The sequence below is a fragment of the Microlunatus sagamiharensis genome (assembly GCF_900105785.1).
Lineage (GTDB): Bacteria > Actinomycetota > Actinomycetes > Propionibacteriales > Propionibacteriaceae > Microlunatus > Microlunatus sagamiharensis.
In genome coordinates, this window is the sequence record NZ_LT629799.1 from 2,823,062 (window position 1) to 2,849,145 (window position 26,084).

The 26,084-nt window shown below is 72.9% G+C and carries 23 protein-coding genes; 13 read left to right on the top strand and 10 right to left on the bottom strand.

Features of this window, described 5'->3' with window-relative positions:
• Positions 1 to 97: 97 nt before the first annotated feature.
• The 4 genes from BLU42_RS12920 to BLU42_RS12935 all read left to right on the top strand — a co-directional run bounded on the left by BLU42_RS12920 (position 98) and on the right by BLU42_RS12935 (position 4,015).
• Positions 98 to 1,141, top strand: coding sequence for an ABC transporter ATP-binding protein (locus tag BLU42_RS12920; protein WP_091074977.1), 1,044 nt, complete (start codon positions 98 to 100; stop codon positions 1,139 to 1,141).
• A gap of 5 nt (positions 1,142 to 1,146) precedes the next feature.
• Positions 1,147 to 2,118, top strand: a complete 972-nt coding sequence (locus BLU42_RS12925; RefSeq protein ID WP_091074979.1) for an ABC transporter permease subunit — start codon at positions 1,147 to 1,149, stop codon at positions 2,116 to 2,118.
• A gap of 134 nt (positions 2,119 to 2,252) precedes the next feature.
• Positions 2,253 to 3,176, top strand: a complete 924-nt coding sequence (lipA, locus tag BLU42_RS12930; protein WP_091080406.1) for a lipoyl synthase — start codon at positions 2,253 to 2,255, stop codon at positions 3,174 to 3,176.
• Positions 3,176 to 4,015, top strand: a complete 840-nt coding sequence (locus BLU42_RS12935; protein WP_091074981.1) for a DUF4191 domain-containing protein — start codon at positions 3,176 to 3,178, stop codon at positions 4,013 to 4,015. The genes lipA and BLU42_RS12935 overlap by 1 nt, the downstream gene beginning before the upstream one ends.
• Before the next feature lie 33 nt (positions 4,016 to 4,048).
• On the opposite strand, the gene BLU42_RS12940 is transcribed toward BLU42_RS12935, so the two are convergent.
• Positions 4,049 to 4,486, bottom strand: a complete 438-nt coding sequence (locus BLU42_RS12940; protein ID WP_091074984.1) for a nitroreductase/quinone reductase family protein — start codon at positions 4,484 to 4,486, stop codon at positions 4,049 to 4,051.
• A 66-nt stretch (positions 4,487 to 4,552) separates the two neighbouring features.
• Here BLU42_RS12940 and BLU42_RS12945 point away from each other — a divergent pair, with 66 nt between their 5' ends.
• Entirely contained in the window at positions 4,553 to 6,334 is a 1,782-nt protein-coding gene (locus BLU42_RS12945) for an ABC-F family ATP-binding cassette domain-containing protein (protein WP_091074986.1), read from the top strand.
• A complete protein-coding gene (gene kynU / locus BLU42_RS12950) occupies positions 6,334 to 7,593 on the top strand; it encodes a kynureninase (protein ID WP_091080409.1) in 1,260 nt (419 codons plus the stop codon). The genes BLU42_RS12945 and kynU overlap by 1 nt, the downstream gene beginning before the upstream one ends.
• Here the strand turns inward: kynU and BLU42_RS12955 are convergent.
• Together BLU42_RS12955 and BLU42_RS12960 are read right to left on the bottom strand one after the other, a co-directional pair.
• A complete protein-coding gene (locus tag BLU42_RS12955; protein ID WP_197680436.1) occupies positions 7,586 to 8,194 on the bottom strand; it encodes a YdeI/OmpD-associated family protein in 609 nt (202 codons plus the stop codon). The genes kynU and BLU42_RS12955 overlap by 8 nt on opposite strands.
• Positions 8,195 to 8,250: 56 nt before the next feature.
• The gene (locus tag BLU42_RS12960; RefSeq protein ID WP_231918136.1) at positions 8,251 to 8,700 is read right to left on the bottom strand and encodes an RDD family protein; all 450 of its coding nucleotides are present in this window, start codon (positions 8,698 to 8,700) and stop codon (positions 8,251 to 8,253) included.
• Positions 8,701 to 8,949: 249 nt separating this feature from the next.
• Between BLU42_RS12960 and glnA the strand changes: the two genes are divergently transcribed.
• Both glnA and BLU42_RS12970 read left to right on the top strand, forming a co-directional pair.
• The gene (gene glnA, locus BLU42_RS12965) at positions 8,950 to 10,371 is read left to right on the top strand and encodes a type I glutamate--ammonia ligase (protein WP_091074990.1); all 1,422 of its coding nucleotides are present in this window, start codon (positions 8,950 to 8,952) and stop codon (positions 10,369 to 10,371) included.
• 674 nt (positions 10,372 to 11,045) lie between these two features.
• Entirely contained in the window at positions 11,046 to 11,777 is a 732-nt protein-coding gene (locus tag BLU42_RS12970) for an HAD family hydrolase (protein ID WP_091074992.1), read from the top strand.
• 263 nt (positions 11,778 to 12,040) lie between these two features.
• Here BLU42_RS12970 and BLU42_RS12975 read toward each other — a convergent pair whose 3' ends face one another.
• The 5 genes from BLU42_RS12975 to BLU42_RS12995 all read right to left on the bottom strand — a co-directional run bounded on the left by BLU42_RS12975 (position 12,041) and on the right by BLU42_RS12995 (position 17,119).
• Complete coding sequence (locus tag BLU42_RS12975) at positions 12,041 to 13,459, bottom strand: ABC transporter substrate-binding protein (RefSeq protein WP_091074994.1); 1,419 nt, start codon at positions 13,457 to 13,459, stop codon at positions 12,041 to 12,043.
• Complete coding sequence (locus BLU42_RS12980; RefSeq protein ID WP_091074996.1) at positions 13,456 to 14,349, bottom strand: carbohydrate ABC transporter permease; 894 nt, start codon at positions 14,347 to 14,349, stop codon at positions 13,456 to 13,458. The genes BLU42_RS12975 and BLU42_RS12980 overlap by 4 nt, the downstream gene beginning before the upstream one ends.
• Positions 14,349 to 15,308 carry a carbohydrate ABC transporter permease gene (locus tag BLU42_RS12985; protein ID WP_091074999.1) on the bottom strand — a complete coding sequence of 320 codons (960 nt, stop codon included), beginning with the start codon at positions 15,306 to 15,308 and terminating at the stop codon, positions 14,349 to 14,351. The genes BLU42_RS12980 and BLU42_RS12985 overlap by 1 nt, the downstream gene beginning before the upstream one ends.
• Positions 15,309 to 15,453: 145 nt before the next feature.
• On the bottom strand, positions 15,454 to 15,810 hold the full coding sequence (locus tag BLU42_RS12990; protein ID WP_091075000.1) for a VOC family protein: 357 nt from the start codon (positions 15,808 to 15,810) through the stop codon (positions 15,454 to 15,456).
• Between the two features lie 115 nt (positions 15,811 to 15,925).
• Entirely contained in the window at positions 15,926 to 17,119 is a 1,194-nt protein-coding gene (locus BLU42_RS12995) for a Fic family protein (RefSeq protein WP_172825791.1), read from the bottom strand.
• 116 nt (positions 17,120 to 17,235) lie between these two features.
• On the opposite strand from BLU42_RS12995, the gene BLU42_RS13000 reads away from it, so the two are divergent.
• Positions 17,236 to 18,123, top strand: coding sequence for a DMT family transporter (locus tag BLU42_RS13000; RefSeq protein WP_091075002.1), 888 nt, complete (start codon positions 17,236 to 17,238; stop codon positions 18,121 to 18,123).
• Positions 18,124 to 18,191: 68 nt separating this feature from the next.
• Positions 18,192 to 19,478: a D-inositol-3-phosphate glycosyltransferase gene (mshA, locus tag BLU42_RS13005; protein ID WP_231918137.1), complete on the top strand. Its 1,287-nt coding sequence runs from the start codon at positions 18,192 to 18,194 to the stop codon at positions 19,476 to 19,478.
• A gap of 105 nt (positions 19,479 to 19,583) precedes the next feature.
• Here the strand turns inward: mshA and BLU42_RS13010 are convergent, their stop codons facing one another.
• Complete coding sequence (locus tag BLU42_RS13010; RefSeq protein WP_231918138.1) at positions 19,584 to 22,550, bottom strand: bifunctional [glutamine synthetase] adenylyltransferase/[glutamine synthetase]-adenylyl-L-tyrosine phosphorylase; 2,967 nt, start codon at positions 22,548 to 22,550, stop codon at positions 19,584 to 19,586.
• Positions 22,551 to 22,653: 103 nt separating this feature from the next.
• Between BLU42_RS13010 and BLU42_RS13015 the strand changes: the two genes are divergently transcribed.
• The 3 genes from BLU42_RS13015 to BLU42_RS13025 all read left to right on the top strand — a co-directional run bounded on the left by BLU42_RS13015 (position 22,654) and on the right by BLU42_RS13025 (position 24,681).
• Positions 22,654 to 23,364: a sterol carrier family protein gene (locus BLU42_RS13015; RefSeq protein WP_157719968.1), complete on the top strand. Its 711-nt coding sequence runs from the start codon at positions 22,654 to 22,656 to the stop codon at positions 23,362 to 23,364.
• 74 nt (positions 23,365 to 23,438) lie between these two features.
• Positions 23,439 to 23,864 (top strand): nuclear transport factor 2 family protein, encoded by a 426-nt coding sequence (locus BLU42_RS13020; RefSeq protein ID WP_091075007.1) that lies wholly within the window; start codon positions 23,439 to 23,441, stop codon positions 23,862 to 23,864.
• Positions 23,865 to 23,904: 40 nt separating this feature from the next.
• A complete protein-coding gene (locus tag BLU42_RS13025; RefSeq protein WP_091075009.1) occupies positions 23,905 to 24,681 on the top strand; it encodes a helix-turn-helix transcriptional regulator in 777 nt (258 codons plus the stop codon).
• Here the strand turns inward: BLU42_RS13025 and BLU42_RS13030 are convergent.
• Positions 24,667 to 26,004, bottom strand: a complete 1,338-nt coding sequence (locus tag BLU42_RS13030; protein ID WP_091075011.1) for a glutamine synthetase family protein — start codon at positions 26,002 to 26,004, stop codon at positions 24,667 to 24,669. The two genes, BLU42_RS13025 and BLU42_RS13030, sit on opposite strands and share 15 nt — an antisense overlap.
• Positions 26,005 to 26,084: the final 80 nt, after the last annotated feature.

Sequence of the window (26,084 nt, forward strand, 5' to 3'; positions counted from 1 at the left end):
CCCCCGGGCGGACGACAGGTCGCGCGCGCCCCGGGAGGGTGGGACCTCCCGGCCGCTAGCGTGAGTGGCCCCTGACCCCCGAGCAGAGGGTGGACCCATGACCACGAGCGCTGCCCCCCGGCACGCCCGCGCGCCCGAGCTGGCCGTCTCGACGACGGACCTGCGCAAGACCTACCGGAGCCGCAAGGGCCGCCGCGTCGCCGTGGAGGGCCTCGACCTGCGCGTCCCACGTGGCGGCGTGCACGGCTTCCTCGGCCCGAACGGCTCGGGCAAGACCACGACCATCCGCATGCTCCTCGGCCTGATCAGGCCCGACTCGGGGACCATGACGCTCTTCGACCAGCCCGTCCCCGAGCGGCTGCCCGCGGTCGTCGACCGCGTCGGCGCGATCGTCGAGCAGCCCAAGTTCTTCCCCGCCTTCACCGCCCGGCGCAACCTCGAGCTCCTCGCCGCCGGCATCGGCGCACCGAAGGAGCGCGTGCCCCAGGTGCTGGAGGAGGTCGGGCTGGGCGAGCGCGGCCGCGACCGCTTCCGCTCGTACTCCCTCGGCATGAAGCAGCGCCTGGCCATCGCCGGCACGCTGCTCAAGGACCCCGAGCTGCTGATCTTCGACGAGCCCACGAACGGCCTCGACCCCGCCGGCATCCACGAGATCCGCCAGACCATGCGCGGCCTGGCCGACGCCGGGCGCACCGTGCTCGTGTCGAGCCACATCCTCAACGAGGTGCAGCAGGTCGCCGACACGGTGACGATCATCGGGCGCGGGCGGCTGCTCGCCGAGGGCGACGTCGACGACATCCTCGCCCGCGGTGGCACCGAGGCCGTCCGGGTCCGCGTGCCCGACCCGGCCGTCGCCGCGCAGGTCCTGGTCGAGGCCGGGTTCGCGCCCGAGCCCGGGCCGGAGGGCACCGTCCTCGTCCGCGCCCGCCCGGGCGCGCCCCGCCTGGACTCCTCCGCGGTCAACCGCGTGCTCGCGCAGCGCGAGATCTACCTCGCCGAGCTCGTCTGGCAGCGCCCCGACCTCGAGGAGGTCTTCCTCAACCTCACCGCCGAGGAGCACCTCGGCGCCGGCGCCCCGCACAGCGCCCCACCACCGCCGCTGCCGCAGTCGGCACCGCGCCGGAGCGGGGGCCGGTCGTGAGTGGCATGGTGCGCCTCACCGGCGCCGAGCTGGACCGGCTGCGCTCGCGCCGGGTGAGCATCGTCGCCGCCGTGGTCGTGCTGGCCGTCGTCGCACTGTTCCAGATCCTCATCCACTCCGAGGTCGCCCCGACCGCCGAGGCCCAGGCGAGCGCCCGGCAGGCGTACGAGGCGGCCCAGCAGAGCTGGCAGGCGCAGCACACGCAGTCGGTCGCCGAGTGCGTCCAGCAGGGCGGCGGCACCCAGGAGGAGTGCGAGTCCTACGACCCGGCGCCCACGGAGGCCGGCTTCCAGGTCACGCCACCGCCGTTCGACGAGATCGGGCTGAGTGGCGTCAGCACCGCCACCTACCTGTCGGTCTTCGCCGCCTTCCTCGTGGGAGCGTCGTTCATCGGCGCCGAGTACGCCACCGGCTCGCTCGCCAACTGGCTCACCTTCGTGCCGCAACGGCTCCGGGTCTTCACCTCCAAGGCGGTCGCCGTGCTGCTGGCGTCCGCCCTGCTCGGTGCCGTCGCGGTCTTCGCCACGACCGGCCTGACCGCCGTGCAGGTGGCGGGGCACGGTGACCCGCTCGTCCGGTCCGGGCACGTCCTGGCCGCCGGGGGTCGGGCCGTCGTCATGGTCGCGCTCGCCGGGCTCGGTGGCTACGTGATCGCCCTGCTCACCCGGCACACCGTCGCAGCCATCGCCGCGCCGCTCGCGTACGGCCTGGTGCGCACCGTGGTCGGGGGCTACATGCAGGACGTCGACGCCCCTCTCGCCTGGCTCCCGCCCTACCTCCCCGAGCTCAACCTGCAGGCCTTCCTCGAGCACGGCGCGACCTACACCCAGTACCGCAGCACGCTGGCGGACGGGAGCGACTACACCGAGATCGAGAAGCACGTCTCGTTCGCCCACAGCAGCCTCTACTGGCTCACGCTGGCGGTCGTCGCCGTCGTGTCGGCCGCCCTGGTGTTCCGTCGCCGCGACGTCACCTGAGGTCTCGCCCCGCGCCGGGAACTCCCGCGGCCGCGCGCTCGTGCCACAGGCGTACGACGGCGCTGCGTCGGGGGAGCTCCCTGTGCGGCGGCGGGTATCGTGACGGGGTGACCGTGACGCCCGAGGGACGCAAGATGCTCCGGCTGGAGGTCCGCAACGCCGCGGTCCCGATCGAGAAGAAGCCGAGCTGGATCAAGACCACCGCCAAGATGGGTCCGGAGTACCGCGACCTCCAGCAGCTCGTGAAGTCGGAGGGGCTGCACACCGTCTGCCAGGAGGCGGGCTGCCCCAACATCTTCGAGTGCTGGGAGGACCGCGAGGCCACCTTCCTCATCGGGGGCGACCAGTGCACGCGGCGCTGCGACTTCTGCCAGATCGACACGGGCAAGCCGGCTGACCTCGACACGGGCGAGCCGCTGCGCGTCGCCGAGTCGGTGCAGAAGATGGGCCTGAAGTACGCGACCATCACCGGGGTCTGCCGCGACGACCTCCCCGACGAGGGCGCCTGGCTCTACGCCGAGACGATCCGCAAGGTGCGCGAGCTCAACCCGGGCACCGGCGTCGAGATGCTGGCGCCGGACTTCTCGAGCAACACCGACTTCCTCGACCAGCTGTTCGCGGCGGGCCCGGCGGTGTTCGCGCACAACGTCGAGACGGTGCCGCGGATCTTCAAGCGCATCCGTCCCGGCTTCCGCTACGAGCGGTCCCTCGGCGTGCTGCGCTACTCCCGCGCGGCCGGCATGGTGACCAAGTCCAACCTCATCCTCGGCATGGGCGAGACCCGCGAGGAGGTCTCGGAGGCGCTGCGCGACCTGCACGAGGCCGGTACCGAGATCATCACCATCACGCAGTACCTGCGCCCCTCGCCGCGGCACCACCCGGTCGACCGCTGGGTCAAGCCGGAGGAGTTCGTCGAGCTCGCCGCGGAGGCGAAGGAGATCGGCTTCGCCGGCGTCCTGAGCGGGCCGCTGGTCCGCTCGTCCTACCGGGCCGGCCGGCTGTACCGCGAGGCGCTCGAGTCGCGCGACAACCTGACGATGGAGGAGGTCGGCCGCTGATGGCCGAGCGCAGGACGACGACCCGTACGGGGTCCACCGCCGTGACCCCGGCGAAGGGCGCCCAGGCGACCAAGACGCCCACCGCCAAGGAGGCCAAGGCCCAGGCCAAGGCGGCCCGCGCGGCGATCAAGGAGCGCCGGAAGAACTCGACCGACCCGGCCGACATGGGCCGGTTCCGTCAGATCGGGCAGGCCTACAAGGTCACCCACGAGTTCGACCCGCAGCTGCCCTGGTTGCTCGCGGCGGCGTTCCTGGTCCCCGTCGCGATCGGTGTCGCCGTCGGTCTGCTGTGGGACCACCTGATCTACCTCGTCGTGATGGGCCTGCTCGTCGGCCTGCTGCTCGCGATGATGCTGCTGGTCCGGCGCGCCAAGCGCGCGACCTACAAGCGCTACGCCGGGCAGACCGGCTCGGCCGAGGTGGCGCTGTCGATGCTGCCCAAGCAGTGGGTCTCGAGCCCCGTCGTCGCCGCCACGCGCCAGCGCGACGTCGTGCACCGCACCATCGGCCCGGGCGGCCTGGTCCTGATCGGGGAGGGCGAGGCGAGCCGCGTCCGCCCGCTCCTGCAGAGCGAGGCGCGCAAGCACGAGCGCGTGGCGTACGGGATCACCGTCACGACGCTGGTGATGGGCGACGCGCCCAACCAGGTGCCGCTCGACAAGCTGGCCGACCGCATCCGCAAGCTGCCGAAGACCCTCGAGTCCAACCAGGTCACCGACCTCAAGCAGCGCCTCCGCGCCCTCGATGCCGTCCGCCCCGTCATCGGCATGCCCAAGGGCCCCATGCCCGGCGACCCCCGCCACGTCCGCAGCTCGCGCCAGGCGACCCGCGGGCGCTGACCCGCCGCAACGCTCCCTGCGCCTCCGACGGGCTCAGGGAGCGTTCGTGCGTCCCGCGCCCTGAGCGCGTGGCGTCAGGCGCAGCACCGGGATGGTGCGGGTCGTCTTCTCCTCGTAGGAGCGGAAGCCGTCGGACATCTGCTTGAACCGCTCCCACGCGGCGTCCCGCTCGGCGCCGGTCAGCTCCGTGACGTGGACCTGCTCCTCCCCTTCCGGGGTCTCGATCGTCACGTCGGGGTGCGCGAGCAGGTTGTGGTACCAGGCGGGGTTGTCGGGGGCGCCGGCCTTGGAGGCCGCGACCAGCCGTGAACCGTCCTCCTCGCGGATGTTGGCGATCGGGCTGACCCGCTCGGTGCCCGTCCGCGCGCCGAGGTGGTGCACGAGGACCAGCCCGCGCCCGAACCCCATGGTCGCCACCGTGCCGCCGTTGGCACGGAACTCGTCGATGATCTGCTGGTTCCAGTCGGCCACGTCGTCATCATGCGCCGCGTCCGTGGGCGCCGCCACCTCCCACGGGCGTGGAACACTGGGCCGGTCATGGTCAGCCTCGTCAACGCCGAACGCATCGGCATCACCTTCGGCACCCGTACGCTCCTCGACTCCGTCAGCCTCGGCCTCTCCCGCGGCGACGTCATCGGGGTCGTCGGGCGCAACGGCGACGGCAAGACCACCCTGCTCAAGATCCTGACCGGCGAGGGCGAGCCCGACTCCGGCCGTGTCACGCAGACCGGCCGCGTCTCCGTCGGCCACCTGCACCAGACCGACGACGTCCCGCCGGGCACCACCGTGCGCGCGATCATCGTCGACGGCGAGCCCGACCACGTCTGGGCCGCCGACGCCGGCACCCGCTCCGTCGTGGAGCACCTGCTCGCCGACATCGACCTCGACACCGAGCTGACCACGCTCTCCGGCGGCGAGCGGCGCCGCGTCGCGCTCACCGAGCTGCTGCTGGGCGACCACGACCTGCTGGTCCTCGACGAGCCGACGAACCACCTCGACGTGGAGGCCGTCGCCTGGCTCGCCGACGCGCTCAACGCCCTCCAGGCCCGCTCCGTCGCGATGCTCGTGGTGAGCCACGACCGGTGGTTCCTCGACGCGATCTGCACGCGGATCTGGGAGGTCCACGACGCCCGCGTCGACGCGTACGACGGCGGCTACGCGGCGTACGTCCTCGCCCGAGCCGAGCGCGCCCGCCAGGCCAGCGCCAACGAGGCGCGTCGCCAGAACCTGCTGCGCAAGGAGCTCGCGTGGCTCCGGCGTGGCCCGCCCGCGCGGACGTCGAAGCCGCAGTTCCGGATCGACGCGGCCAACGCCCTGATCGCCGACGAGCCGCCGCCGCGCGACCGCTTCGAGCTGCAGCGCTTCGCCACGAGCCGGCTGGGCAAGGACGTCTTCGACCTCACGCACGTGAACCTCTCGGTGGGGCACCCGCCGAAGGTGCTGCTCGAGGACCTCACCTGGTCGATCGGGCCGGGCGACCGCATCGGGCTGGTCGGCGTGAACGGCGCCGGCAAGACCTCGCTGCTGCGCCTGCTCACCGGCGAGGCTCAGCCCACGTCGGGCACGGTCAAGCAGGGCAAGACCCTGAACGTCGGGCACCTGGGTCAGACGCTCATGCAGCTCGGCGGGCTGACCGGGTCCGAGCGCGTGCTCGAGTCGGTCGAGGGCGTGCGCCGCCAGGTCCAGGTCGCCACCGGCAAGGAGGTCACCGCCAGCAGCCTGCTGGAGGGCTTCGGCTTCACCGGCAACAAGCTGACGACGCGTCTCGACGACCTCTCGGGCGGTGAGCGCCGACGGCTGCAGCTGCTGCGCCTGCTGCTCGCCGAGCCGAACGTCCTGCTCCTCGACGAGCCGACCAACGACCTCGACATCGACACGCTGAACGTCGTCGAGGACTACCTGGACGGCTGGCCGGGGACGCTCGTCGTGGTCAGCCACGACCGGTACTTCCTGGAGCGCGTCTGCGACGTCACCTACGCGCTGATGGGCGACGGCACCTGCGTGCTGCTGCCCGGCGGCGTCGAGCAGTACCTCGAGGTGCGTCGCCAGCGGGCGGCCGCCGGGGACCTGCCGAGCGGTCCGGCGACGGGCGCGCCGAGCGCGAGCGCCGACCTGCGCGCCGCGCGGAAGACCATGTCGCGCGTCGAGTCGCAGATCGGCAAGGTCGACCGCCGGATCGCCTCGCTGCACGACCAGATGGCGCGGGCGGCCGCCGACTACAGCAAGCTCGCCGACCTGCAGCGCGAGCTGGACGCCGCGAGCGCCGAGAAGGACGACCTCGAGCTGGCCTGGCTCGAGGCCGCGGAGCTCGTCGGGTGATGACGGCGCCGACCACGCGCGCCGACTGCGTACGCCTCGACGAGGCCGACCCGCTCGCCGCCCTCCGCGACGAGTTCGCGGTGCCCGACGGGCTGGTCTACCTCGACGGCAACTCCCTCGGCGTGCGCCCCCGGGCCGCGGCCGCGCGGGCGGCGCAGGTCGTGGAGCAGGAGTGGGGCCACGACCTCATCGGCAGCTGGAACAGCGCCGGCTGGTGGGAGCTGCCCGGCCGGCTGGGCGACCGCCTGGCCCCGCTGATCGGCGGCGGCCCGGGCACGACGCTCGTCACCGACACCACGACGTCGAACCTCTTCAAGGCGCTGGCCGCGGCGATGACGCTGCAGTCCTCCGCCGCTCCCGGGCGGCGCCTGGTGGTGAGCGAGCGCGACAACTTCCCGACCGACCTCTACGTCGCGGCCGGGCTGGCCGAGCTGCTCGGGCAGGGCCACGAGCTCCGGCTGATCGAGAGCCCGGCCGACCTCGACGCGGCCCTGGCCGACGGTCCGGCCGTCGTGACGCTCAGCCACGTCAACTACCGCACCGGGGCGCTCTGGGACCTCGCCGACGTGACCGCCCGCGTCCACGCGGCCGGCGCCCTCGTCGTCTGGGACCTCGCCCACTCCGTCGGCGCGCTGCCGATCGACCTCAGCGGCGCCGACGCCGACTTCGCGGTCGGGTGCACGTACAAGTACCTCAACGGCGGGCCCGGCTCCCCCGCCTTCCTCTGGGTCCACCCGCGCCACGCCGGCGCCGGCACCTCGGCGCTGCCCGGCTGGTGGGGCCACGCGCGGCCCTTCGCCATGGAGAGCGCCTTCGAGCCGGCCGAGGGCGTCGGCCGCTTCCTCAGCGGGACGCAGCCGGTCGTCTCCCTGGCCCTGGTCGAGTGCGGTCTGGACATCGCCTCCTGCGCCGATCTGGCCGCCGTGCGCGCCAAGTCCCTCGCGCTCGGCGACCTGTTCCTCGACCTCGTCGAGCAGCGCTGCGGCGACCACCCGCTCACGCTGGTCACCCCACGTGAGCACGAGCGCCGTGGCAGCCACCTGACCCTCGCCCATCCGGACGCGTTCGCCGTCGTCCAGGCGCTGATCGCCCGCGGGGTGGTGGGTGACTACCGCGAGCCGGACTGCATGCGGTTCGGGCTCACGCCGCTCTACCTGCGCTTCGTCGACGTGTGGGACGCCGTGGACGCGCTCGCCGACGTGCTCGACACCCGCGCGTACGAGGACCCGGCCCACCGGACCCGCAGCACGGTCACGTAGCCGGCTCCGGGCGCGCCCCGGCTCTCCGGAAGGCCGCCGGGCGCTCGTCGGCGGCCGCGAGGGCCACGGTCGCGGCGACGCGCTTCTCCCGCGTGGCTGCACGCTTGGCGCCGTAGACCTGCTCGAGCGCGAAGCGCTTCACCGAGCGCGGGTAGGCCTGCCAGTGCTCCCGGGCCCCGGGCTCGGCGTCGAGCGCGGCCGCGAGGTCCGGCGGCACGACGAGGTCCTCCACGAGGTCCAGGCTGTTCCAGGTCCCGGACACCTTGGCCGCCGCGACCGCCGCGCGGCCCGCCGGCGCCATCAGCCCGGCCGCCTCGAGCTCGGCGACTCGGAGCTTGTTGGGCCGGGACCAGCCGCTGCGGGGCCGGCGCGGCGTGAGCAGCTGCTGGGAGCGCAGCGCGTCCAGCGGGCGGGCCTGGCCGTCGATCCAGCCGAAGCACAGCGCCTGGCGGACCAGGTCCTCGTACGCGACGTAGCGCTCGCCCGCGGCCTTCTTGCCCGTGACGAGCCAGATGCCGGGCGAGGACGCGTGGTGCTCCTCCAGCCACGCCCGCAGCTCGGCGGCGCTCGCCACCTCGACCTGCTCGTACGCCTCGCTCACGCCATCCACCTCCGCACGCCTCATGGTGGCGCAGCCGGGCGGTGCGGAGGAAGGGTTCAGCGGCGGTTGACCACGGCCGTGCCGGCGGCGAGGTCGTGCAGTCCACGGCGGTCGGTCCCGATCACGACGGCGGGCAGCACGAGGCACACCATCAGGGCGCGCAGCCCGGCCCGGAGGAAGCCGACGGGCTGGTTGTCCAGCCGGACCACGGCCAGACGGCAGAGCAGCTGCCCGGCGCTGGCCCCGGCGAGGGCGACGAGCACGGTGGTCTGGACGAAGAACATGACCATGGTCATCCACGACGTCCAGCCGTCGGAGCTGAGCACGCGGGTGCCGAAGAACAGCACCGCGAGGACGGTGCTCATCACCCAGTCGAGCAGGAGCGCGACGATCCGGGCGCCCCAGGTCGCGAGCGAGCCGCGGCCGGTCTCCGGGAGCCCGACCCGCTCGCCGGGATAGGGCTCGGAGCCGCCCGCTCCGGCGGTCGCGTCGATCGGTCGGGCCACACCTCGAAGGTACCCGGAGGTCCGGCACCGGCGGTCCGCCCAGATCCGCCCGGGCTCGTACGGAGCCCGTGTTACGTCAGCGGAACAATCCGGAAACGCACCGGCAACCCCACGTCCCTACGTTCGCTACCCGTGGACGTGTGAGGTGGGGGCCCGTGAGAGCCTGCCCGTGCACGCTCGTGAGAGCCCGTTCCTGACCCAGCCCTACCCGTGCACGCGCACCCGGCGCGTCGAGAACCCGGAGGACAGATGTTCCAAGGCGCCGACGACCTGTTGGCCTACATCAAGAACGAGGGCGTCGAGATCGTCGACATCCGGTTCTGCGACCTGCCCGGCCAGATGCAGCACTTCACCGTGCCGGCCGGCTCGTTCGACGAGGCCGTGTTCAGCGACGGCCTGGCCTTCGACGGCTCCTCCATCCGTGGCTTCCAGAAGATCCACGAGTCCGACATGGCGCTGCTGCCGGACCCGACCACGGCGTTCATCGACCCGTTCCGCAAGACGAAGACCCTCGCGCTGAACTTCTTCGTGCACGACCCGCTGACCAAGGAGCCCTACAGCCGCGACCCGCGCAACATCGCGCGCAAGGCGGAGAACTACCTGGCCTCCACCGGCATCGGCGACACCGCGTTCTTCGCCCCCGAGGCCGAGTTCTACGTCTTCGACGACGTGCGCTTCGAGACGAAGCAGAACACCGGCCACTACTCGATCGACTCCGTCGCCGGCGCCTGGAACACGGGGCGCATCGAGGAGGGCGGCAACCGCGGCTACAAGGTCAAGTACAAGGGCGGCTACTTCCCGGTCCCGCCGGTCGACCACTTCGCCGACCTGCGCGACGAGATGACGCTCAACCTCGAGGGCGCCGGCCTGACCGTGGAGCGCGCGCACCACGAGGTCGGCACCGCCGGCCAGGCGGAGATCAACTACCGCTTCAACACGATGCTCGCCGCGGGCGACGACGTGCAGAAGTTCAAGTACATCATCAAGAACACGGCGTGGGCCGCGGGCAAGACCGCCACGTTCATGCCCAAGCCGATCTTCGGTGACAACGGCTCGGGCATGCACGTGCACAGCTCGATCTGGAACGACGGCACGCCGCTGTTCTACGACGAGGCCGGCTACGGCGGCCTCTCGGACCTGGCCCGCTGGTACATCGGCGGCGTCCTGGCCCACGCGCCCTCGATCCTGGCGTTCACCAACCCGAGCGTGAACTCGTTCCACCGGCTCGTCCCCGGCTTCGAGGCGCCGGTCAACCTGGTCTACAGCTCGCGCAACCGCTCGGCCGCCATGCGGATCCCGATCACCGGGTCCAACCCGAAGGCCAAGCGCGTCGAGTTCCGCTGCCCCGACCCGTCGTCGAACCCGTACCTCGCGTTCGCGGCGATCCTCATGGCCGGCATCGACGGCATCCAGAACAAGACCGAGCCGCTGGCCCCGGTCGACAAGGACCTCTACGAGCTGCCGCCCGAGGAGCACGCGAACGTGCCCACGGTCCCCGACAGCCTCGGCGGCGTGCTCGACAACCTCGAGCGCGACCACGAGTTCCTGCTCGGCGGCGACGTCTTCACCCCCGACCTGATCGAGACCTGGGTCGAGCTGAAGCGCGCCGAGATCGACGCGATCCGCCTGCGTCCGACGCCGCACGAGTTCGAGCTCTACTACGACGTCTGATCCTCCGGTAGACCGAGGCCCGTCGCACCTGCTGGTGCGGCGGGCCTCGGTCTGTTCGGGGGGCTTCGCTGAGAAGGCCTCACTCGATGGGCGGCCGACGTGTTGTCCACGCTCAGCGCGCGGGCTTCGGCCTCATCGAGTGACGCCTTTTCAGCAGGACGTCGCTCAGGCGGCGGCCGCGGGGTCGTGGCAGGTGTCGCGCTCGCTGCCGTGGCGCGGGTGGCGGTGCCGCCGGCGGGAGTAGACGAGCGCGCCGCAGGTGCAGCTGACCCAGCCGCAGCGGTCCTCGCGGCAGTGTCGCGTCAGGGTGTCGGTGTTGGTGCAGTGGGGGCAGGCGACGCGGAGGCCGACGACCGCCCGCGGCCCGGCCCGGGCGCGTCCGGGTACCTCATGGGCACGACGGGGAGGCCGAGGCGGAGCCAGCGGAGCCCGAGGGCGGCGATGTCGCTCATCGAGCGGCCGCCGGGATCGGCAGGGGCGAGGGGCGCGCGCAGGCGCGGGCGTGGAGTGGCACGACGGGTCTTTCCCGGTCGCTGTCGGGACACCGCTGCGCTGCCGTGCCGTTCGCCGTCCCCCTACCCCGCTCCGCCCAGCGGCACACCCACGGCTCCGGGCCTCCGCGTCACGTGACCCGACCGCACGGCGGAGGCCCGGGCGACCCGTAGGCTCGGCCGGTGGCCGCGCTCCCCGAACTGACCGACGTCGAGGTCGTGCTCTGCGACGCCGACGGCAACCTCTTCCCCTCCGAGGAGCCGGCCTTCGAGGCGTCGGTCGAGGTGACGAACGCCTACTTCGCCGAGCACGGCGTCGCCCGCCAGTACGGCGCGGAGGAGCTCCGGCTGGCCGCGACCGGGCGGAGCTACCGCACGATCCTGGCCGCGCTCACCCGCGAGCACGGGCTGCCCGACCTCACGGCCGAGGAGCTCGAGCAGCTGGTCCGGCGCGAGCGGCAGGCGGTCACGGCCCACCTGCGCACGGCGCTGCACCCCGACCCGGACGTCCTCGAGCCGCTGACCCGGCTGGCCGAGCGCTTCGGGCTCGCCGCGGTGAGCTCGAGCGCCGACGACCGGATCGCCGCCTGCTTCGAGGTGACCGGGATGGCCGGGTGGTTCCCGCCGGAGCGCCGCTTCAGCGCTGAGGACTCGCTGCCCGTCCCGACGAGCAAGCCCGACCCGGCCATCTACACGTACGCGCTGCACGCGCTCGGGCTGCGGTCCGAGCAGGCCGTGGCCCTCGAGGACTCCCCCACCGGCGCGACCGCGGCCGTCGCCGCCGGCATCCCCACGGTCGGCAACCTGCAGTTCGTCCAGGCCGCGGAGCGCGACGAGCGCGTCCGGCAGCTCCGGGCGGTCGGTGTGCTCGCCCTCGTCGAGAACTGGGACGAGCTCGTCGGTCTGCTCGCCTGAGCTCCCCGCCGGTCGGTCGACACCCCTCCGGGGGAATTTCGGCGGAAAGTTCGACGACGCCCTTGGAATAGCGCGGCCCTCGGCTACGGTTACGTCTCGTGCCGGCCGGTTCGTGGCCCCCGGGCTCTAACCTCAGCCGCTACGAGCGGCCTTTCGCCGTGAGGCGCCCGCCGGTCGGCACTCAGTCTCAAGCAGCAGCGCAGCGGCGCGGACCTCGGTCCGCGCCACTGTTCGCGTCCTGGGCCGAGCCCGGCACCGACGGTTCAGGACCCGCCCACCGACTCGTTGTAGCTCTCGACCGACTCGGCGACGTTCTCCTGCACCTTGCGCAGCGAGGTCGCCGGGTCCTTGCCGATCAGCGCCCGCTCGAGACCGTCCTCGAGCGCCTTGCGCATCTGCGGCATCGGGCCGGCGGCGCAGCCCGTCGTCGCCGGCGACACGTCCGTCTTGTTCAGCGAGTCGATGGCGACGGTGAAGAGCGGGTTCTTGGCGACGAACGCCTTGTCCTCGGGCAGGTCGAGCGCCTTCTGGTTGACCGGGAAGTAGCCGGTCTGGGTGTGCCAGAACGCCTGCGAGTCAGGCTGCGCGAGGAACTGCGCGAGCTCCCACGACGCCTCCTTCTCGGCCTCGCTGTGCCCGGGCCCGGAGATCCAGAGGCTGCCGCCGCCGACCGACGGCCCGTTGCCGGGCGCCTCGGAGCCGCTGACCACCGGGAACGGCGCGGCACCGAGCTCGAACTTGCCCTGCGAGGCCGCGGTGAAGCCCTTCACCTGGCCCGTCGACTCGAAGGTCATCGCGGTCTGGCCCGCCTTGAACGCGTCCTGCGCGTCCTTGCTGACCCGGCCGGTGTTCACGGCCAGGCCGTCGGCGACCATCTTCTGCCACCACTGCACGGAGGCGAGGATCGTCGGCGAGGAGAAGTCGGCGCTCGTCACCCGGCGCCCCGTACGCCCGTTCTGCGGGTCGCAGAACTCCTCGCCCGCCGTCGCCGCGAGCTGCTCGAGGTACCAGCCGTAGATCGCGGCGCCGAACCCGTACGCCACCGGCCCGCCGTTGACCTTGCTCAGCTTCTCGGCGGCCGCACGGATCTCGTCGAGGTTCTGCGGGGGCTTGTCGGGGTCGAGCCCGGCCGCCTCGAACGCGGTCTTGTTGTAGTAGAGCAGCGGCACCGAGCTGTTCAGCGGCATCGACCACTGGGTCCCGTTCACGGTGTAGGTGCCGGCGATGTTCTTCTGGATCACGCCGAGGTCGTAGCCGTCGCGCTGGGCGAAGCCGGAGACCGGCACGACCTCTTTCGAGTCGACCATGAACTGCGTGCCGATGTCGTAGATCTGGATGATCGAGGGCGTCGTGCCCGACTGCACCGAGGCCTTGTACTTGGTGATCGCGGTGTCGTAGTCGCCCTGGAAGACGGCGCTGACCTCGACCTTGCCGGCGTGCGCGGCGTTGAACTTGTCGACCAGGGCCCGCAGCGCGACGCCGTTGCTGGAGTCCATCGAGTGCCAGAAGGTCACCTTGGTGACCCCGGTCGCGCGCTCGAGCGCGTCCTTGGCCGGTACGTCGAGGTTGCCCTCCGGCCGGCCGCTCCCGCAGGCGGCCAGGCCGACGACCAGGAAGGTGCTGAGGACCGCGGCGAGCAGGCGGCGCCCCCGCGACAGGCGCGGCGCGCGAGGGGCGCTCATCGGCTCGACCCCGCCGTCAGCCCGCGGACGATGAACCGCTGCCCGAAGAGCACCAGCGCGAGCGTCGGGAGCAGCGCGAGCACGACACCGGCGAGGACCATCCCCGGGTCGTTCGCGTCGACCGACTGCAGCTGGGCGATGCCGATCTGGATCGTCTGGTTCTCCGGCGCCTGGGTGATCAGCAGCGGCCAGAAGTACATGTTCCAGGCCGAGAGGAACGACCACACCCCGAGCGCGGCGAGCGTAGGGCGGGTCAGCGGCACGAGGATCCGCCAGAGGAAGCCGAGGTTGCCGACGCCGTCGACGCGGGCGGCATCGCGCAGCTCCATCGGGAAGGTCAGGAACGCCTGCCGCACGAGGAACACCCCGAAGCCGGCGGCGAGGTAGGGCAACGCCAGCGCGGCGATGGTGTTGATCAGCCCGAGCTGGGCCATCGCCAGGTAGTTCGGGATGATGATCGCCTCCCAGGGGATCATCATCGTGGAGAGCAGCAGCGCGAACCAGAACCGCTTGCCCCGCAGCCGCAGGAAGACCAGCGCGTACGCGGCCAGCACGCTGGTCAGCAGCTGGCCGAGGACGACCAGCACCGCGACCGCGAGCGAGTTCAGGTACTGGCGCAGCAGCGGGATGACGTCGAGCGCGTTCGCGTAGTTCTCGGCGACGAAGCCGCTCGTCGGCCACAGCTTGGCCGGGAACGTGTTGATGTCGCTCGGGCTCATGAAGCTGCCGATGATCCCGTAGTAGACGGGGAAGAGCAGCACGACGAAGAGCAGCCCGAGCAGCACGTAGGTGCCGACCGGCGTGCGGCCGTCGCGGGCGCCGCGGCGGCGACGGGTGGGGCTCGCGGGCCGGCCCGCGGCCAGCCCCGGGGTGGAGGTGAGGGTGGCCATCAGGCGTAGAACACCTTCCGCTCGAGGAAGCCGAACTGGAACGCCGTGATCGCGAGGACCACGACGAGCAGCACGATCGCCTGGGCCGACCCGGCCCCGAAGTTGGAGTTGTTGTTGGCGAAGGCGACGTCGTAGATCGAGTAGACGAGCGTCTGGGTGGACCGGTCGGGCCCGCCTCGGGTGAGGATGTGGATCTGGCCGAAGCTCTGCAGCGCCTGGACCGTCCCGGTCACCGCGAGGAAGAACAGCTGCGGGCTGATCAGCGGCAGCACCACGCCCGTCTGCAGCCGCAGCCCGGACGCCCCGTCGAGGCGGGCGGCCTCGAGGACGTCGTCGGGCACCGCGCCGAGCCCGGCGGACAGGACGAGCAGGTTGTAGCCGACCTGCATCCACACCGAGGTGATGGCGACCGACAGCAGCGCGGTGGAGGGTTCGGTGAGCCAGCCCACCGGCCCGGCCCCGAGGTAGGACAGCAGGCCGTTGACCACCCCGGTCGCCGGGTTGAGCATCACACCGAACACCACGGCGGCGGTCGCGACGGAGAACGCGAACGGCAACGCGAAGGCGGTGCGGAAGAACTTGAGGCCCCGGATCCGGTTCGACAGCAGCAGCGCGAGCACCAACCCGATCAGCATGCTCGGGATCACCGTCAGCAGGACGAAGCCGAAGGTCACCAGCAGCGTCTTGCCGAAGCCGGCGTCGGTGAAGAGGTCGGCGTAGTGCTCGAAGCCGACGAAGCCGCTCGGGCGGCCGAAGAGGTCGCTGCGCTGGAAGGACAGGTAGAACGAGCGCGCGAGCGGGAAGAAGAAGAACGCGCCGAAGACCACCAGCGCCGGGATGAGATACGCGAACGCGCCCCAGCTCTCCCGGCCGTGGGCCCGCCGTCGCCCGGAGCGGTCCTCGGTCGGGCCGGACGGGTCCGGGGAGACGTCCTCGGGCGTACGGACGGCCGTGCTCACGGCCGGTTCCCGCCACAGGAGGAGATCTGCGTCACTGCAGTCACGTCCGTGACGTTACACCGCACCCTCCACCGCGGCGGGCACGTCGGAGGGGACCCGGGCCCGCCCGGGGCCGGCCGGTCCCGTCCGACGTGCGCGCCTGGGCTCAGTCCGCCGGCGGGGCGTACAGCTGCAGGTCGTTGCCCTCGGAGTCGCGGAACGGCGCGATCCGGCCCCACGGGTGGTCGCTGATGCCGCCCGGGAAGGTGATGCCCTCGCCCTCCAGGCGCCCCACCTCGGCGTCGATCCCGCCCTCGGGAGTGAAGGTGATCACCGCGCCGCCCTCGGCGTGGCGCGCGGTCTCCTCGCGGGCGTTGAGCCCGATGGTGAGGTTGCCGGCGTCGACCTCGCTCCACTCCGGCGTCTCCTTGGTGACCTGCAGCCGCAGGGTCTCGCCGTAGAAGCGCTTCGCCCGGTCCATGTCGTCCACGGGCACCCACACGGTGGCGACTGACTTCGCCATGGTTCCTCCTCGGTTCTCGATCGGTGTTCTGGAGGAAGTTTGCCCAGCGGGGCGGGCGTCACACACCGGGAGCCGTGCAGGCCGCTGACGACTCTCCGCCGCGGCCCCTCCTACATCACGGACGCAGGAGCACCTCGACCACGGCAGGGGCGTGGAAGCGCCGCCCGTACGCAGCACCCTCGCGTACCGGGGCAAGGACGTGGAGGCCAACGAGCGTGGCCACGAGGGTGTTGGCTCGGGCGTAGCCGACGTCGAGCTCGGCGGCGGCCTGCTTAACGGTGAACGACGTTCTGGACACCGCGAGGTCCACGAGCTTCAGGGCCGTCGCCGAACGCAGGGACGAGGCTCCGACCTGCACGAGGAGCTCGTCACGGACCGAGAGCAGCCGGAGCATCTGCCGGTGCGTGTCGACGGCCGACGCCTCGAGCCCCGCACCGAAGAACGCGACCCAGCGGTCCCAGTCGCCGTGCGCGCTCACCGCGAAGAGGGCGTCGTAGTACGCGGTCCGACGTGCCTCGAACCAGGGCGACACGCTGAGCGTCGGCTCCGAGAGCACCCCCTCCGTCAGCAGCTGCATCACGACGAGCAGCCGCCCGACACGACCGTTGCCATCGAAGAAGGGGTGCAACGCCTCGAACTGGTAGTGCGCCATCGCCGTGGCGACGACGGGGTCGATGTCCTCGCCGTGATCACGGTTCACCCACGCGAGCAGGTCTCGGACTCTCGCCTCGAGGTCCTGGCCCGGTGGGCTCGGTATGAATCGAGCTGCCCGGACGGGCGGGTCGGAGTGCGACGCGTCCTGCCGCCGACCGATCACGACCTGCTCTCCCCTGAATTGGCCTGGCCACTTCTCCGCGCTCGGCGTCCCGTGCACGAGGACGCCCTGGAGGTTCGTCAGCAGCCCAGGGGTGAGCGGTCGTCCGTCGGCCAGCCACGCGAACGCCTGCTCGGCCATCGTCAGATAGTTCAAGATCTCTCGGAGGTCGGTCGTCTGCGGCTCGTCCTCGTCAGCGGCCAGCACCTCGACCAGCGGGGCGTACGTGCCCTCGAGCGCCGACGTGCTCTGCGCCTCGCGACGGAGGACCGGACGACGCAGCAGGGTCGGGTTCGCCAGCTGGCGAGCCGTGCTGTCCAGGCTGGCCAGCGCCGCGCGAGCGCGGGCGACCTGGCGATAGGTGGCGCCGCACAGGAACGGCTCCTGATCAGGGAGCGGGTGAGCCGCGAAGGCCACGTGCTCCCAGGGCCCCAGCCGAGGGTCCGTGCCCGTGATCGGGACGAGGACGCCTGTCATCCGCGACTTGTCGAACATTTCCCTGAGCACATTTACACACTAAGGCCCGATCAGAATCATTTGGCCAGACCGAATGGTTGTTCACAGGACATCGGCGCAGAAGTCTGCTGCACCACGACCTCTAGCCTGAGCCGGTGCTGTTCGTCGTCCTGGCCGGGGTGTCGGGGCTCGTCTGGGGCGTCGGCGACTTCGCGGGCGGCAAGGCGACGCAGCGGGCGGGCGCGCTGCCGGTCGTGCTGGTCTCCAAGCTGGCGAGCCTGCCGCTGCTCGCGCTCTCCCTGCTCCTGCTGTCCAGCACGCCGGACGGCGCGAGCCTGGGCTGGGGTGCCCTCGCCGGGATGTTCGGCGCCTTCGGGGTCGTCGTCTTCTACGCGGCGCTGTCGGGCGGGGCGATGACCGTCGTCGCCCCGATCACCTCGGTCACCTCGGCCGCGATCCCGGTCGTGGTCGGGCTCGTCGGCGGCGAGCGGCCGAGCCCGGTGTCGCTCGTCGGCGTGGTCTGCGCGCTGGTCGCGATCGCCCTGGTCAGCCTCGCGCCGCCGAGGCCCGGCACGACGTCGCTCGTCACCGGACGCCTGGTCGCCATGGCGGTCGCGGCCGGCGTGGGCTTCGCGCTGTTCTTCGTGTTCCTCGCCCGCGCCAACGAGGCGGCGCCGGGCGGCGACGCCGGGCTGTGGCCGATCGGGAGCGCCCAGCTCGCGGCGCTCGGCGTCTGCGCGGCGCTCGTCGCGGCGACCCGTGCCCGTCCGGCGCTGGTGCCCGGCAGCGGCACCTGGCCCCGCGGGCGCGCCCTGGCCTGGGCGTGCGTCGCCGGACCGTTCGACATGTCGGCGAACGCGCTCTTCCTCGTCGCCACGCGCTACGGCGACCTCAGCCTGGTCGCGCCCCTCGCGGCGCTCTACCCCGTCACCACCGTGCTGCTCGCCCTCGCCGTCGACGGCGAGCGGCTGCGCGCCCTCCAGGTGGTCGGGCTCGCCCTCGCCCTCGCGGCGCTGCTGCTGGTGAGCGGCCCGTTAGGCTGAGACGGACAGGCGGCAGGGGCCGCACGGAGCGGGTCGTGGAGACCCGTGGCAGACGGGATGATCGCGGCGTGGACGTGTCCGTCGACTACCCGCGCCGTGTCGCCATGGTCAGCCTGCACACCTCCCCGCTGGCCACCCCGGGCGTCGGCGACGCCGGCGGCCTCAACGTCTACGTGGCCGAGGTCGCCCGCCGGCTCGCCGAGCGCGGCCTGCACGTCGACGTCTTCACCCGCGACGACGGCACGGCGCCCGCCGAGGTCGTCGAGGTCGACGACAACCTGCGCGTGCTCCACGTCCCCGCGGGCCCGCGCGGGCCCGTCGCCAAGGAGGACCTGCCGGACCTGGTCCCGGAGTTCTCCGACCGTCTCGAGTCGGTGGCGTCGGCGTACGACCTCGTGCACAGCCACTACTGGCTGTCGGGGATGGTCGGGCTCGCCCTGCGCCGCAGCCACGGGCTGCCGCTGGTCCACACGATGCACACGATGGCGCGGGTCAAGAACGGCAGCCGCCCCTCCGGCGGGGTGACCGAGCCCGACCTGCGCGCGCTCGGGGAGTCGCAGGTCGTCTCCGGCGCCGAGGTCCTCACCGCGAACACCGAGGACGAGGCGGCCGACCTCGTCCGCGCGTACGGCGCCCGTCCCGACCAGGTCTCGGTCGTGCCGCCGGGCGTCGACCTGCACACCTTCCACCCCTGCGACCAGCAGGAGTCGCGCGAGCTGCTCGGCGTCGCCCAGGACGCGCAGGTGGTGCTCTTCGTCGGGCGGATCCAGCCCCTCAAGGCGCCCGACGTCCTGATCCGCGCGGTCGCCCGGCTCCTCGAGCGCGAGCCCGCCCGCCGCCGGCACCTCCGGCTCATCGTCATCGGCAGCGCGAGCGGGCCGGACGCCGGCTGGTCCGGCACCCTGGCCCCGCTGGCCGAGCAGCTCGGCGTCGGCGACGTGGTCGAGTTCCGTCCGCACGCGGAGCGCTCGGAGCTCTTCCGCTACTACTGCGTCTCCGACGTCGTCGGCGTCCCGTCCTACAGCGAGTCGTTCGGGCTCGTCGCCCTCGAGGCCCAGGCCTGCGGGCGTCCCGTGGTCGCCACCGACGTCGGCGGGCTGCGCCACGCGGTCCGCGACTCCCACACCGGTCGCCTCGTCGACGGCCACGACCCCGACGACTGGGCCGACATGCTCGCCGAGGTCCTCGACCACCCGGCCGAGCGCGTCCGGCTCGGGGCGAACGCGGCGGCGCACGCGTCGAGGTTCAGCTGGTCGACCACCGCGGCCGCGACGCTCGAGGCGTACGGCGACGCCCTTCGCGTGGCCCGGCGGCGCTCGTTCATCACCGGCGCCTGGTTCGAACGAGGTAGGTAGGGACGTCGCGACGCTAGACGCGCCGTCAGCCGGCACGGTGCGCGTCGGGCAGGCCCGAGCCCACCGAGGACCGCCGAGCTCGCGAGCGGGGCGCAGACAGGGCGCCTACTCCTCCCAGAAGACGCGGTCGACGACCTGGCGGGCGCGACGGGTGACGCGGCGGTAGTCGGCGATCAGGTGGGAGGACTCCCCCGGGCCGTAGCCGAGGAGCTCGGCGAGGGCGGCGAGCTCGCGGTTGTCGGAGGGGATCGAGTCCGAGGCGCGGCCGCGCATCAGCATGATCGAGTTGCGGATCCGGCTCGCGAGCAGCCAGGCCTCCTCGAGCTGGCCGGCGTCGAGCGGGTCGATGAGCCCGGCGTCGCGGGCCGCGCGCAGGGCGACGACCGTCTGCGTCGAGCGCAGCTGCGGCAGCCGGTGCGCGTGCTGCAGCTGCAGGGTCTGCACCGTCCACTCGACGTCGGCGAGACCGCCCGGCCCGAGCTTGGTGTGCCGCTGCGGGTCGGCGCCACGCGGCAGCCGCTCGGCCTCGACGCGCGCCTTGAGCTTGCGAATCTCGACGAGCTGGGCGCTGGTCAGCCCCTCCTCGGGCCAGCGGCGCCGGTCGACCTCGGCCATGAGCCCGGCCCCGACGTCGGGGTCGCCGGCCAGGGCGTCGGCACGGACGAGGGCCTGCAGCTCCCAGGTCGAGGACCAGCGCTGGTAGTAGTTCCGGTACGCGGCGAGCGAGCGGACCAGCGCGCCGCCCTTGCCCTCGGGCCGGAGGTCCGCGTCGACCGAGAGCGCCGGGTCAGCCCCGGGCTGGGCCAGCAGCTTGCGCAGCTGCGTGATCACGGCACCGGCGAGGCGTACGGGGTCGGTGGGCTGCGGACCGTCACCGGTCGTGTCGCCCATGACGAACATCGCGTCGGCGTCCGAGGCGTACGACAGCTCGCGCCCGCCCCAACGCCCCATCGCGACGACGGCGATCGGAGGCACCGGCTGGTCGGCGTTGGCCCGCAGGGTCTCCAGCGTGGCGTGGACGGTGGCCGAGACGAGGTCGGTGAGCGCCTCCCCGACCTGCAGCACGTCGACCTCGCCGAGCAGGTCGGCTGCGGCGATGCGGAACAGCTCGCGGCGCCGGATCGCCCGGACGGCCTCGACGGCGGCGGCGCTGCTCGACTGCCGCCGGGCCGCGGCGAGCATCTCGCTGCGGACGTCGGCCAGCGGCCGCGGGCGCAGGTGCTCCTCCTCGGCGAGCATCTGCACGGTCTGCGGTGCGCGCAGGAGCAGCGAGACCGCGTACCGGCTGCTGGCCAGGATCTTCGCGAGCCGCTCGGCCATGGCGCCCTCGTCGCGCAGCGCCCGGAGGTACCAGGGGGACGAGCCGAGCGCCTCGGAGACCTGGCGGAAGGCGAAGAGCCCGGCGTCGGGGTTCGGCGCCTCGGCGAACCAGCCGAGCATGGCCGGGAGCAGCTGGCGCTGGATGCCGGCCTGACGGCTGACGCCCTGGCTGAGCGCGGCGATGTGGCGCAGCGCGGCGGCCGGGTCGTCGTAGCCGAGGGCCTGCAGCCGGTCCTCCGCGGCACGGGTGGTCAGGCGCAGCTCGCTCGTGGGGATGCGCGCGACGGCCTCGAGCAGCGGGGAGTAGTAGAGCCGCTCGTGCAGCCTCCGCACCGAACCGGCGACGTTGCGCCAGGTGGAGACCAGCTCGGTCACCGGGTCGGGGTAGCCGAGCGAGCGCCCGATGCGGCGCAGGTCCTCCTCCGACTCGGGCAGCACGTGCGTGCGGCGCAGGCGGAAGAGCTGGATCCGGTGCTCGAGGACGCGCAGGAACCGGTACGCCAGCCCCAGCGTCTTGCCGTCCTCGCGACCGACGTAGCCGCCGTCCACGAGGGCCTTGAGCGCGGGCAGCGTCGCGCCGACGCGCAGCGACTCGTCGACGCGGCCGTGCACGAGCTGGAGCATCTGCACGGAGAACTCGACGTCGCGCAGGCCTCCCTCCCCCAGCTTCAGCTCGCGGCCGGCGTCGCGCGCCGGGATGTGGGCGACGACGCGGCGCCGCATCGCCTGGGTGTCGTGGACGAACCCCTCGCGCTCGGCGGCGCGCCAGACGTACGGGGTGACGAGGTCGACGAACTCCCCGCCGAGAGCGAGGTCGCCGGCGGCGGGCCGGGCCTTGAGCATCGCCTGGAACTCCCAGGTCTTGGCCCAGGTGGAGTAGTACTTCGCGTGGCTCGACAGGGTGCGGACGAGCTGGCCCGCCTTGCCCTCCGGCCGCAGCGCGGCGTCGACCTCCCAGATCGTCCCCGCGGCGGTGTGCGCCGAGCAGATCCGGGTCATCTCGGCGGCCATCCGCGTGGCCAGGCTGATCGCGCGCTCGTTCTCGACGACCGGGCGCCCCTCGGCGTCGCGGACCGGCTCGGCGACGAAGAGGACGTCGACGTCGCTGAGGTAGTTCAGCTCCTGCGCGCCGGTCTTGCCGAGCGCGACGACGGCCAGCCGCGTGCTCGCCGCCTCCGGCCCGGCCTTGGCCCGCGCGATGGCCAGGGCCGCCTCGAGCGTCGCGTCGGCGAGGTCGGACAGCTCGTCGGCCACGCCGTCGACCGCCTCGATCGGCTCCGGCGCGCAGAGGTCGCGGGCCGCCACGCGCAGCAGGGCCGCACGGTAGGCCAGCCGCAGCCCGTCGCCCACGAGGTCGGTGGCCACGGGCACGTCGGCGGCCGGGTCGGCGCCGACCGCGAGGAGCAGCTCGCGGCGGAGGTCGGTCGCCGTCGTCCGGCGGAGCGGCCCGTCCAGGGCGTCGACGAGCTCGGGGTGGGAGACGAGGTGCTGGCCGAGGGCGACGCTCGCCCCGAGCACCGGCACGAGGTGCCCGGCGAGCTCGGGGTCGTCGACCAGCCGGTCGAGCAGGCCCGGGTCGGCGTCGTCGAGACGGTCGAGCGAGGTCAGCGTGAGGTCGGGGTCGGCCGCACGGACGACGACGTCGAGCAGGCGCAGCTGGTGCTGGGTCCACGACGCGACCCGCCGGCTGGCCGTCTCGGCGTCGGTGAAGCCACGACGCGCGAGCGCCCCCTGCGCCGTCTCGGTCCTCACGGGGGAGATCGTACGGACGCACGCGCCGTCCTCGGGGGCGTCGCGTAACGTCGGGGCGCCCCGGGACGCCTCGCCGGGGCGGAGCCCCGAGGAGGACCAGGCCGTGGTGCGGACCCGCCGGACGCCGAGCGAGGCGCTGGTCGACCAGGGCCGGCAGCTGCTCGGCTGGTTCGCCGACCTCGACGACGCCGACGCCTCGCGACCGACGGTCCTCGAGGGCTGGGACGTGCACGCGGTGCTGGCCCACCTCGACCTCGGCCTGCAGCGGACCGCCGGCGGGCTGGGACCGGAGCCCGGCTCGGCGGAGGGGTCGCGGCAGCGGGCGCTCGAGCACGCCGACCGGTTCGCGTACGGCGCGCTGCTCGACCGCGTGGACGAGGCGCTCGAGCGGCTCGACGGCGCCCCGCTCCCACCCGACGTGGTCGGTCCCGCGGTGGTGGAGCTCGTCGTGCACGCCGACGACCTGACCCGCTCGCTGCCGGACCGCGACCCCGCACCCCAGGCGAAGCCGGCGATCGGCGTCGCCTGCCGCGCCCTCGCCGGCGTGCTGGAGACGCGCTACCCGGGACGCTCGGTGGAGGTGCGCGTCCCGCCGCACGCCGCGGTGCAGATCTCCGTGCTGCGCGACGGCCGTCTCGACCCCGGTCCGACGCACACCCGGGGCACGCCGCCGAACGTCGTGGAGACCGACGCGACGACGTTCCTGCGGATGGCGACCGGGCGCACGACCTGGGCCGACGCGCTCGCCTCGGGGAAGGTCGCGGCCTCCGGCCTGCGCGCCGACCTGAGCGAGATGCTCCCGCTCACCACCTAGACGACGCCGGTCCCCGAAAACGTCTCGGAAAACACCGACATGCCGTTGTCGCCCCGGCCGACGACGGTGGGGGCATGACCGACACGACCGTCCTGCCCGAGACCCCGCAGCCCGAGACCACGCAGCCCGCCACCACCGCCCGCCGCTCGCTCGACCGGTGGCTGACCATGTGGAACGGCGACGGGGCCCTCGCGCACGTCCTCTGCGCCGAGGACTTCCGCATCCACTTCGCCGTGACCGAGCGCGACGGCTCCACCCCCGCCGACGACATCCGCACCGCCGAGGACTTCGCCCGCTACCTCGCCTGGTGGCACCGCGAGCACGCAGGCACCGTCTTCACCGCGGTCGCCGACGCGATCGACGGCGACCACGGTCGCCTGCTGTGGGACGTCGAGGCGGACGGCGCCGTCGCGGGCGGGGTCGACGTCTTCGACTTCGCCGAGGACGGGCGGGTGAGCCGGGTCTGGTCGGTCGGCGGTCAGCGGAGCATGCGGAGCTGAACCACCGCACCCGGCTCCCGCTGCTGCCAGGCTGGGCTTCGTGAAGAAGGCCGAGCGGCAGTACGCCCTCGTCGACCTGCTGCGCGGCGCGCGGCGGCCCTGGTCCGCCGCGCGCCTCGCCGCCGAGCTCGAGGTGTCCTCGCGCACGATCGAGCGCGACATCGTCTCGCTCCAGCTCGCCGGCGTGCCCGTGTACGCGACCCCGGGCGTGACGGGCGGCTACGCGATCCTGCGCGAGTACTCGCTGCCGCCGCTGAACCTCTCCGCCACCGAGTCCCTCGCCGTGCTGGCCGGCCTCGCGCTGCTCGACTCCTCGCCCTACCGCAGCGCTGCCCGCCGCGCACGGGCGAAGGTCACCGCGGTGATGAGGGACGCGGACCGGCCGGTCGTGCAGGGACTGCTCGAGACCGTACGGGTGATCGACTTCAGCGAGCCCGACGCCGGCGCGGTGCCGCTGAGCATCCTGTCCGACGTCATCGGCGCCCGGCGGGTCGTGCGCCTGACCTACGTGGGCGAGCCCGACGGCGACGGTCGGCCCGGGCCCGTCACGGTCCGCGACGTCGAGTCGATGGGGCTGCTGCGGGCGGCCGACGCATGGCTGCTGGTCGGGTGGTGCCGGCTGCGCGACGCCGTCCGCGGCTTCCGCGTCGAGCGGATCACCGCGCTCGAGATCCTGGACGAGACCGCCCCGCACCGCGACCCGGCCCTGCTCGACGCCGACCTCGCCCGGTGGCCGAGCCGGAGCCTCGCCGAGCGCGCGCCGGACCCGCAGGACCGGCGCCGACCGGGACCTCCGAGGTCGTCAGAGGACGGGTAGCAGCCGCTCGAGCTCCTGCGGGGTGACCTGGCGGCGGTACTCGTTGAACTCGGCCCGCTTGTTGCGCAGGAAGAAGTCGAAGACGTGGTCGCCGAGGGTCTCGGCGACGAGCTCGGAACCCTCCATCGCCCGGATGGCCTCGTCGAGGTTGCGCGGCAGCGGCGCGATGCCCAGGGCCTGGCGCTCGCGCTCGGTGAGCGACCAGACGTCGTCCTCGGCACCGTCGGGGAGCTCGTACTCGCCCTGGATCCCGGCGAGGCCGGCGGCGAGGGTGAGGGCGAAGGCCAGGTACGGGTTGGCCGCGGAGTCGATCGAGCGCAGCTCCACACGCGCCGACGAGCCCTTGTTCGGCTTGTACATCGGGACCCGGACCAGCGCGGAGCGGTTGTTACGGCCCCAGCAGATGTAGCTCGGGGCCTCGCCGCCGCCGGCGAGGCGCTTGTACGAGTTCACCCACTGGTTGGTCACGGCCGAGATCTCGGCCGCGTGGCGCAGCAGGCCGGCGATGAAGTGGCGCCCGACCTTCGAGAGCCGGTTCTCACCGCCCGCGTCGTAGAAGGCGTTGGTGTCGCCCTCGAAGAGCGACATGTGCGTGTGCATCGCCGAGCCGGGCCAGTCGGTCGACGGCTTGGGCATGAACGAGGCGTGGATGCCCTGGCTGAGCGCGACCTCCTTGACCACCACGCGGAACGTCATGATGTTGTCCGCGGTCGACAGCGCGTCGGCGTAGCGCAGGTCGATCTCCTGCTGCCCCGGGCCCGCCTCGTGGTGGGAGAACTCGACCGAGATCCCCATCTGCTCGAGCATCGTGATCGCCTTGCGGCGGAAGTCGCTGCCGGTGCTCTGCGGCGTGTGGTCGAAGTAGCCCGAGTGGTCGACCGGGGTCGGCGTGACGTTGGGCAGCAGCGGGTCCTGGAAGAGGTAGAACTCGACCTCGGGATGCGTGTAGAAGGTGAAGCCGAGGTCGGCGGCCTTGCCCAGCGCTCGCTTGAGGACGTAGCGGGGGTCGGCGTACGAGGGCGAGCCGTCGGGCATCGAGATGTCGCAGAACATCCGCGCCGTCGCCGGGCTGCTGTCGCGCCAGGGCAGGACCTGGAACGTCGAGGGGTCGGGGTGGGCGATCATGTCCGACTCGTAGACGCGGGCGAAGCCCTCGACCGCCGAGCCGTCGAAGCCCATGCCCTCCGCGAAGGCGCCCTCGAGCTCGGCCGGTGCGATGGCGACCGACTTGAGGAACCCGAGCACGTCGGTGAACCACATGCGGACGAACCGGACGTCGCGCTCCTCGATGGCCCGGAGGACGAACTCCGTCTGCTTGTCCACGCGCTCAGTGTGCCCGTCGGGGCGTAACGCCGGCGTTACGGGGAGGGGTGTCCGGCGGAGCGGACCCGAGGACGAGCATG

What these genes read in the sequence shown, in the direction of transcription:
- BLU42_RS12920 (WP_091074977.1), top strand. Translation starts at nt 98, where the DNA reads ATGACCACGAGCGCTGCCCCCCGGCACGCCCGCGCGCCCGAGCTGGCC.
- BLU42_RS12925 (WP_091074979.1), top strand. Translation starts at nt 1,147, where the DNA reads ATGGTGCGCCTCACCGGCGCCGAGCTGGACCGGCTGCGCTCGCGCCGG.
- lipA (WP_091080406.1), top strand. Translation starts at nt 2,253, where the DNA reads ATGCTCCGGCTGGAGGTCCGCAACGCCGCGGTCCCGATCGAGAAGAAG.
- BLU42_RS12935 (WP_091074981.1), top strand. Translation starts at nt 3,176, where the DNA reads ATGGCCGAGCGCAGGACGACGACCCGTACGGGGTCCACCGCCGTGACC.
- BLU42_RS12945 (WP_091074986.1), top strand. Translation starts at nt 4,553, where the DNA reads ATGGTCAGCCTCGTCAACGCCGAACGCATCGGCATCACCTTCGGCACC.
- kynU (WP_091080409.1), top strand. Translation starts at nt 6,334, where the DNA reads ATGACGGCGCCGACCACGCGCGCCGACTGCGTACGCCTCGACGAGGCC.
- glnA (WP_091074990.1), top strand. Translation starts at nt 8,950, where the DNA reads ATGTTCCAAGGCGCCGACGACCTGTTGGCCTACATCAAGAACGAGGGC.
- BLU42_RS12975 (WP_091074994.1), bottom strand. Translation starts at nt 13,459, where the DNA reads ATGAGCGCCCCTCGCGCGCCGCGCCTGTCGCGGGGGCGCCGCCTGCTC.
- BLU42_RS12980 (WP_091074996.1), bottom strand. Translation starts at nt 14,349, where the DNA reads ATGGCCACCCTCACCTCCACCCCGGGGCTGGCCGCGGGCCGGCCCGCG.
- BLU42_RS12990 (WP_091075000.1), bottom strand. Translation starts at nt 15,810, where the DNA reads ATGGCGAAGTCAGTCGCCACCGTGTGGGTGCCCGTGGACGACATGGAC.
- BLU42_RS12995 (WP_172825791.1), bottom strand. Translation starts at nt 17,119, where the DNA reads ATGTTCGACAAGTCGCGGATGACAGGCGTCCTCGTCCCGATCACGGGC.
- BLU42_RS13020 (WP_091075007.1), top strand. Translation starts at nt 23,439, where the DNA reads ATGACCGACACGACCGTCCTGCCCGAGACCCCGCAGCCCGAGACCACG.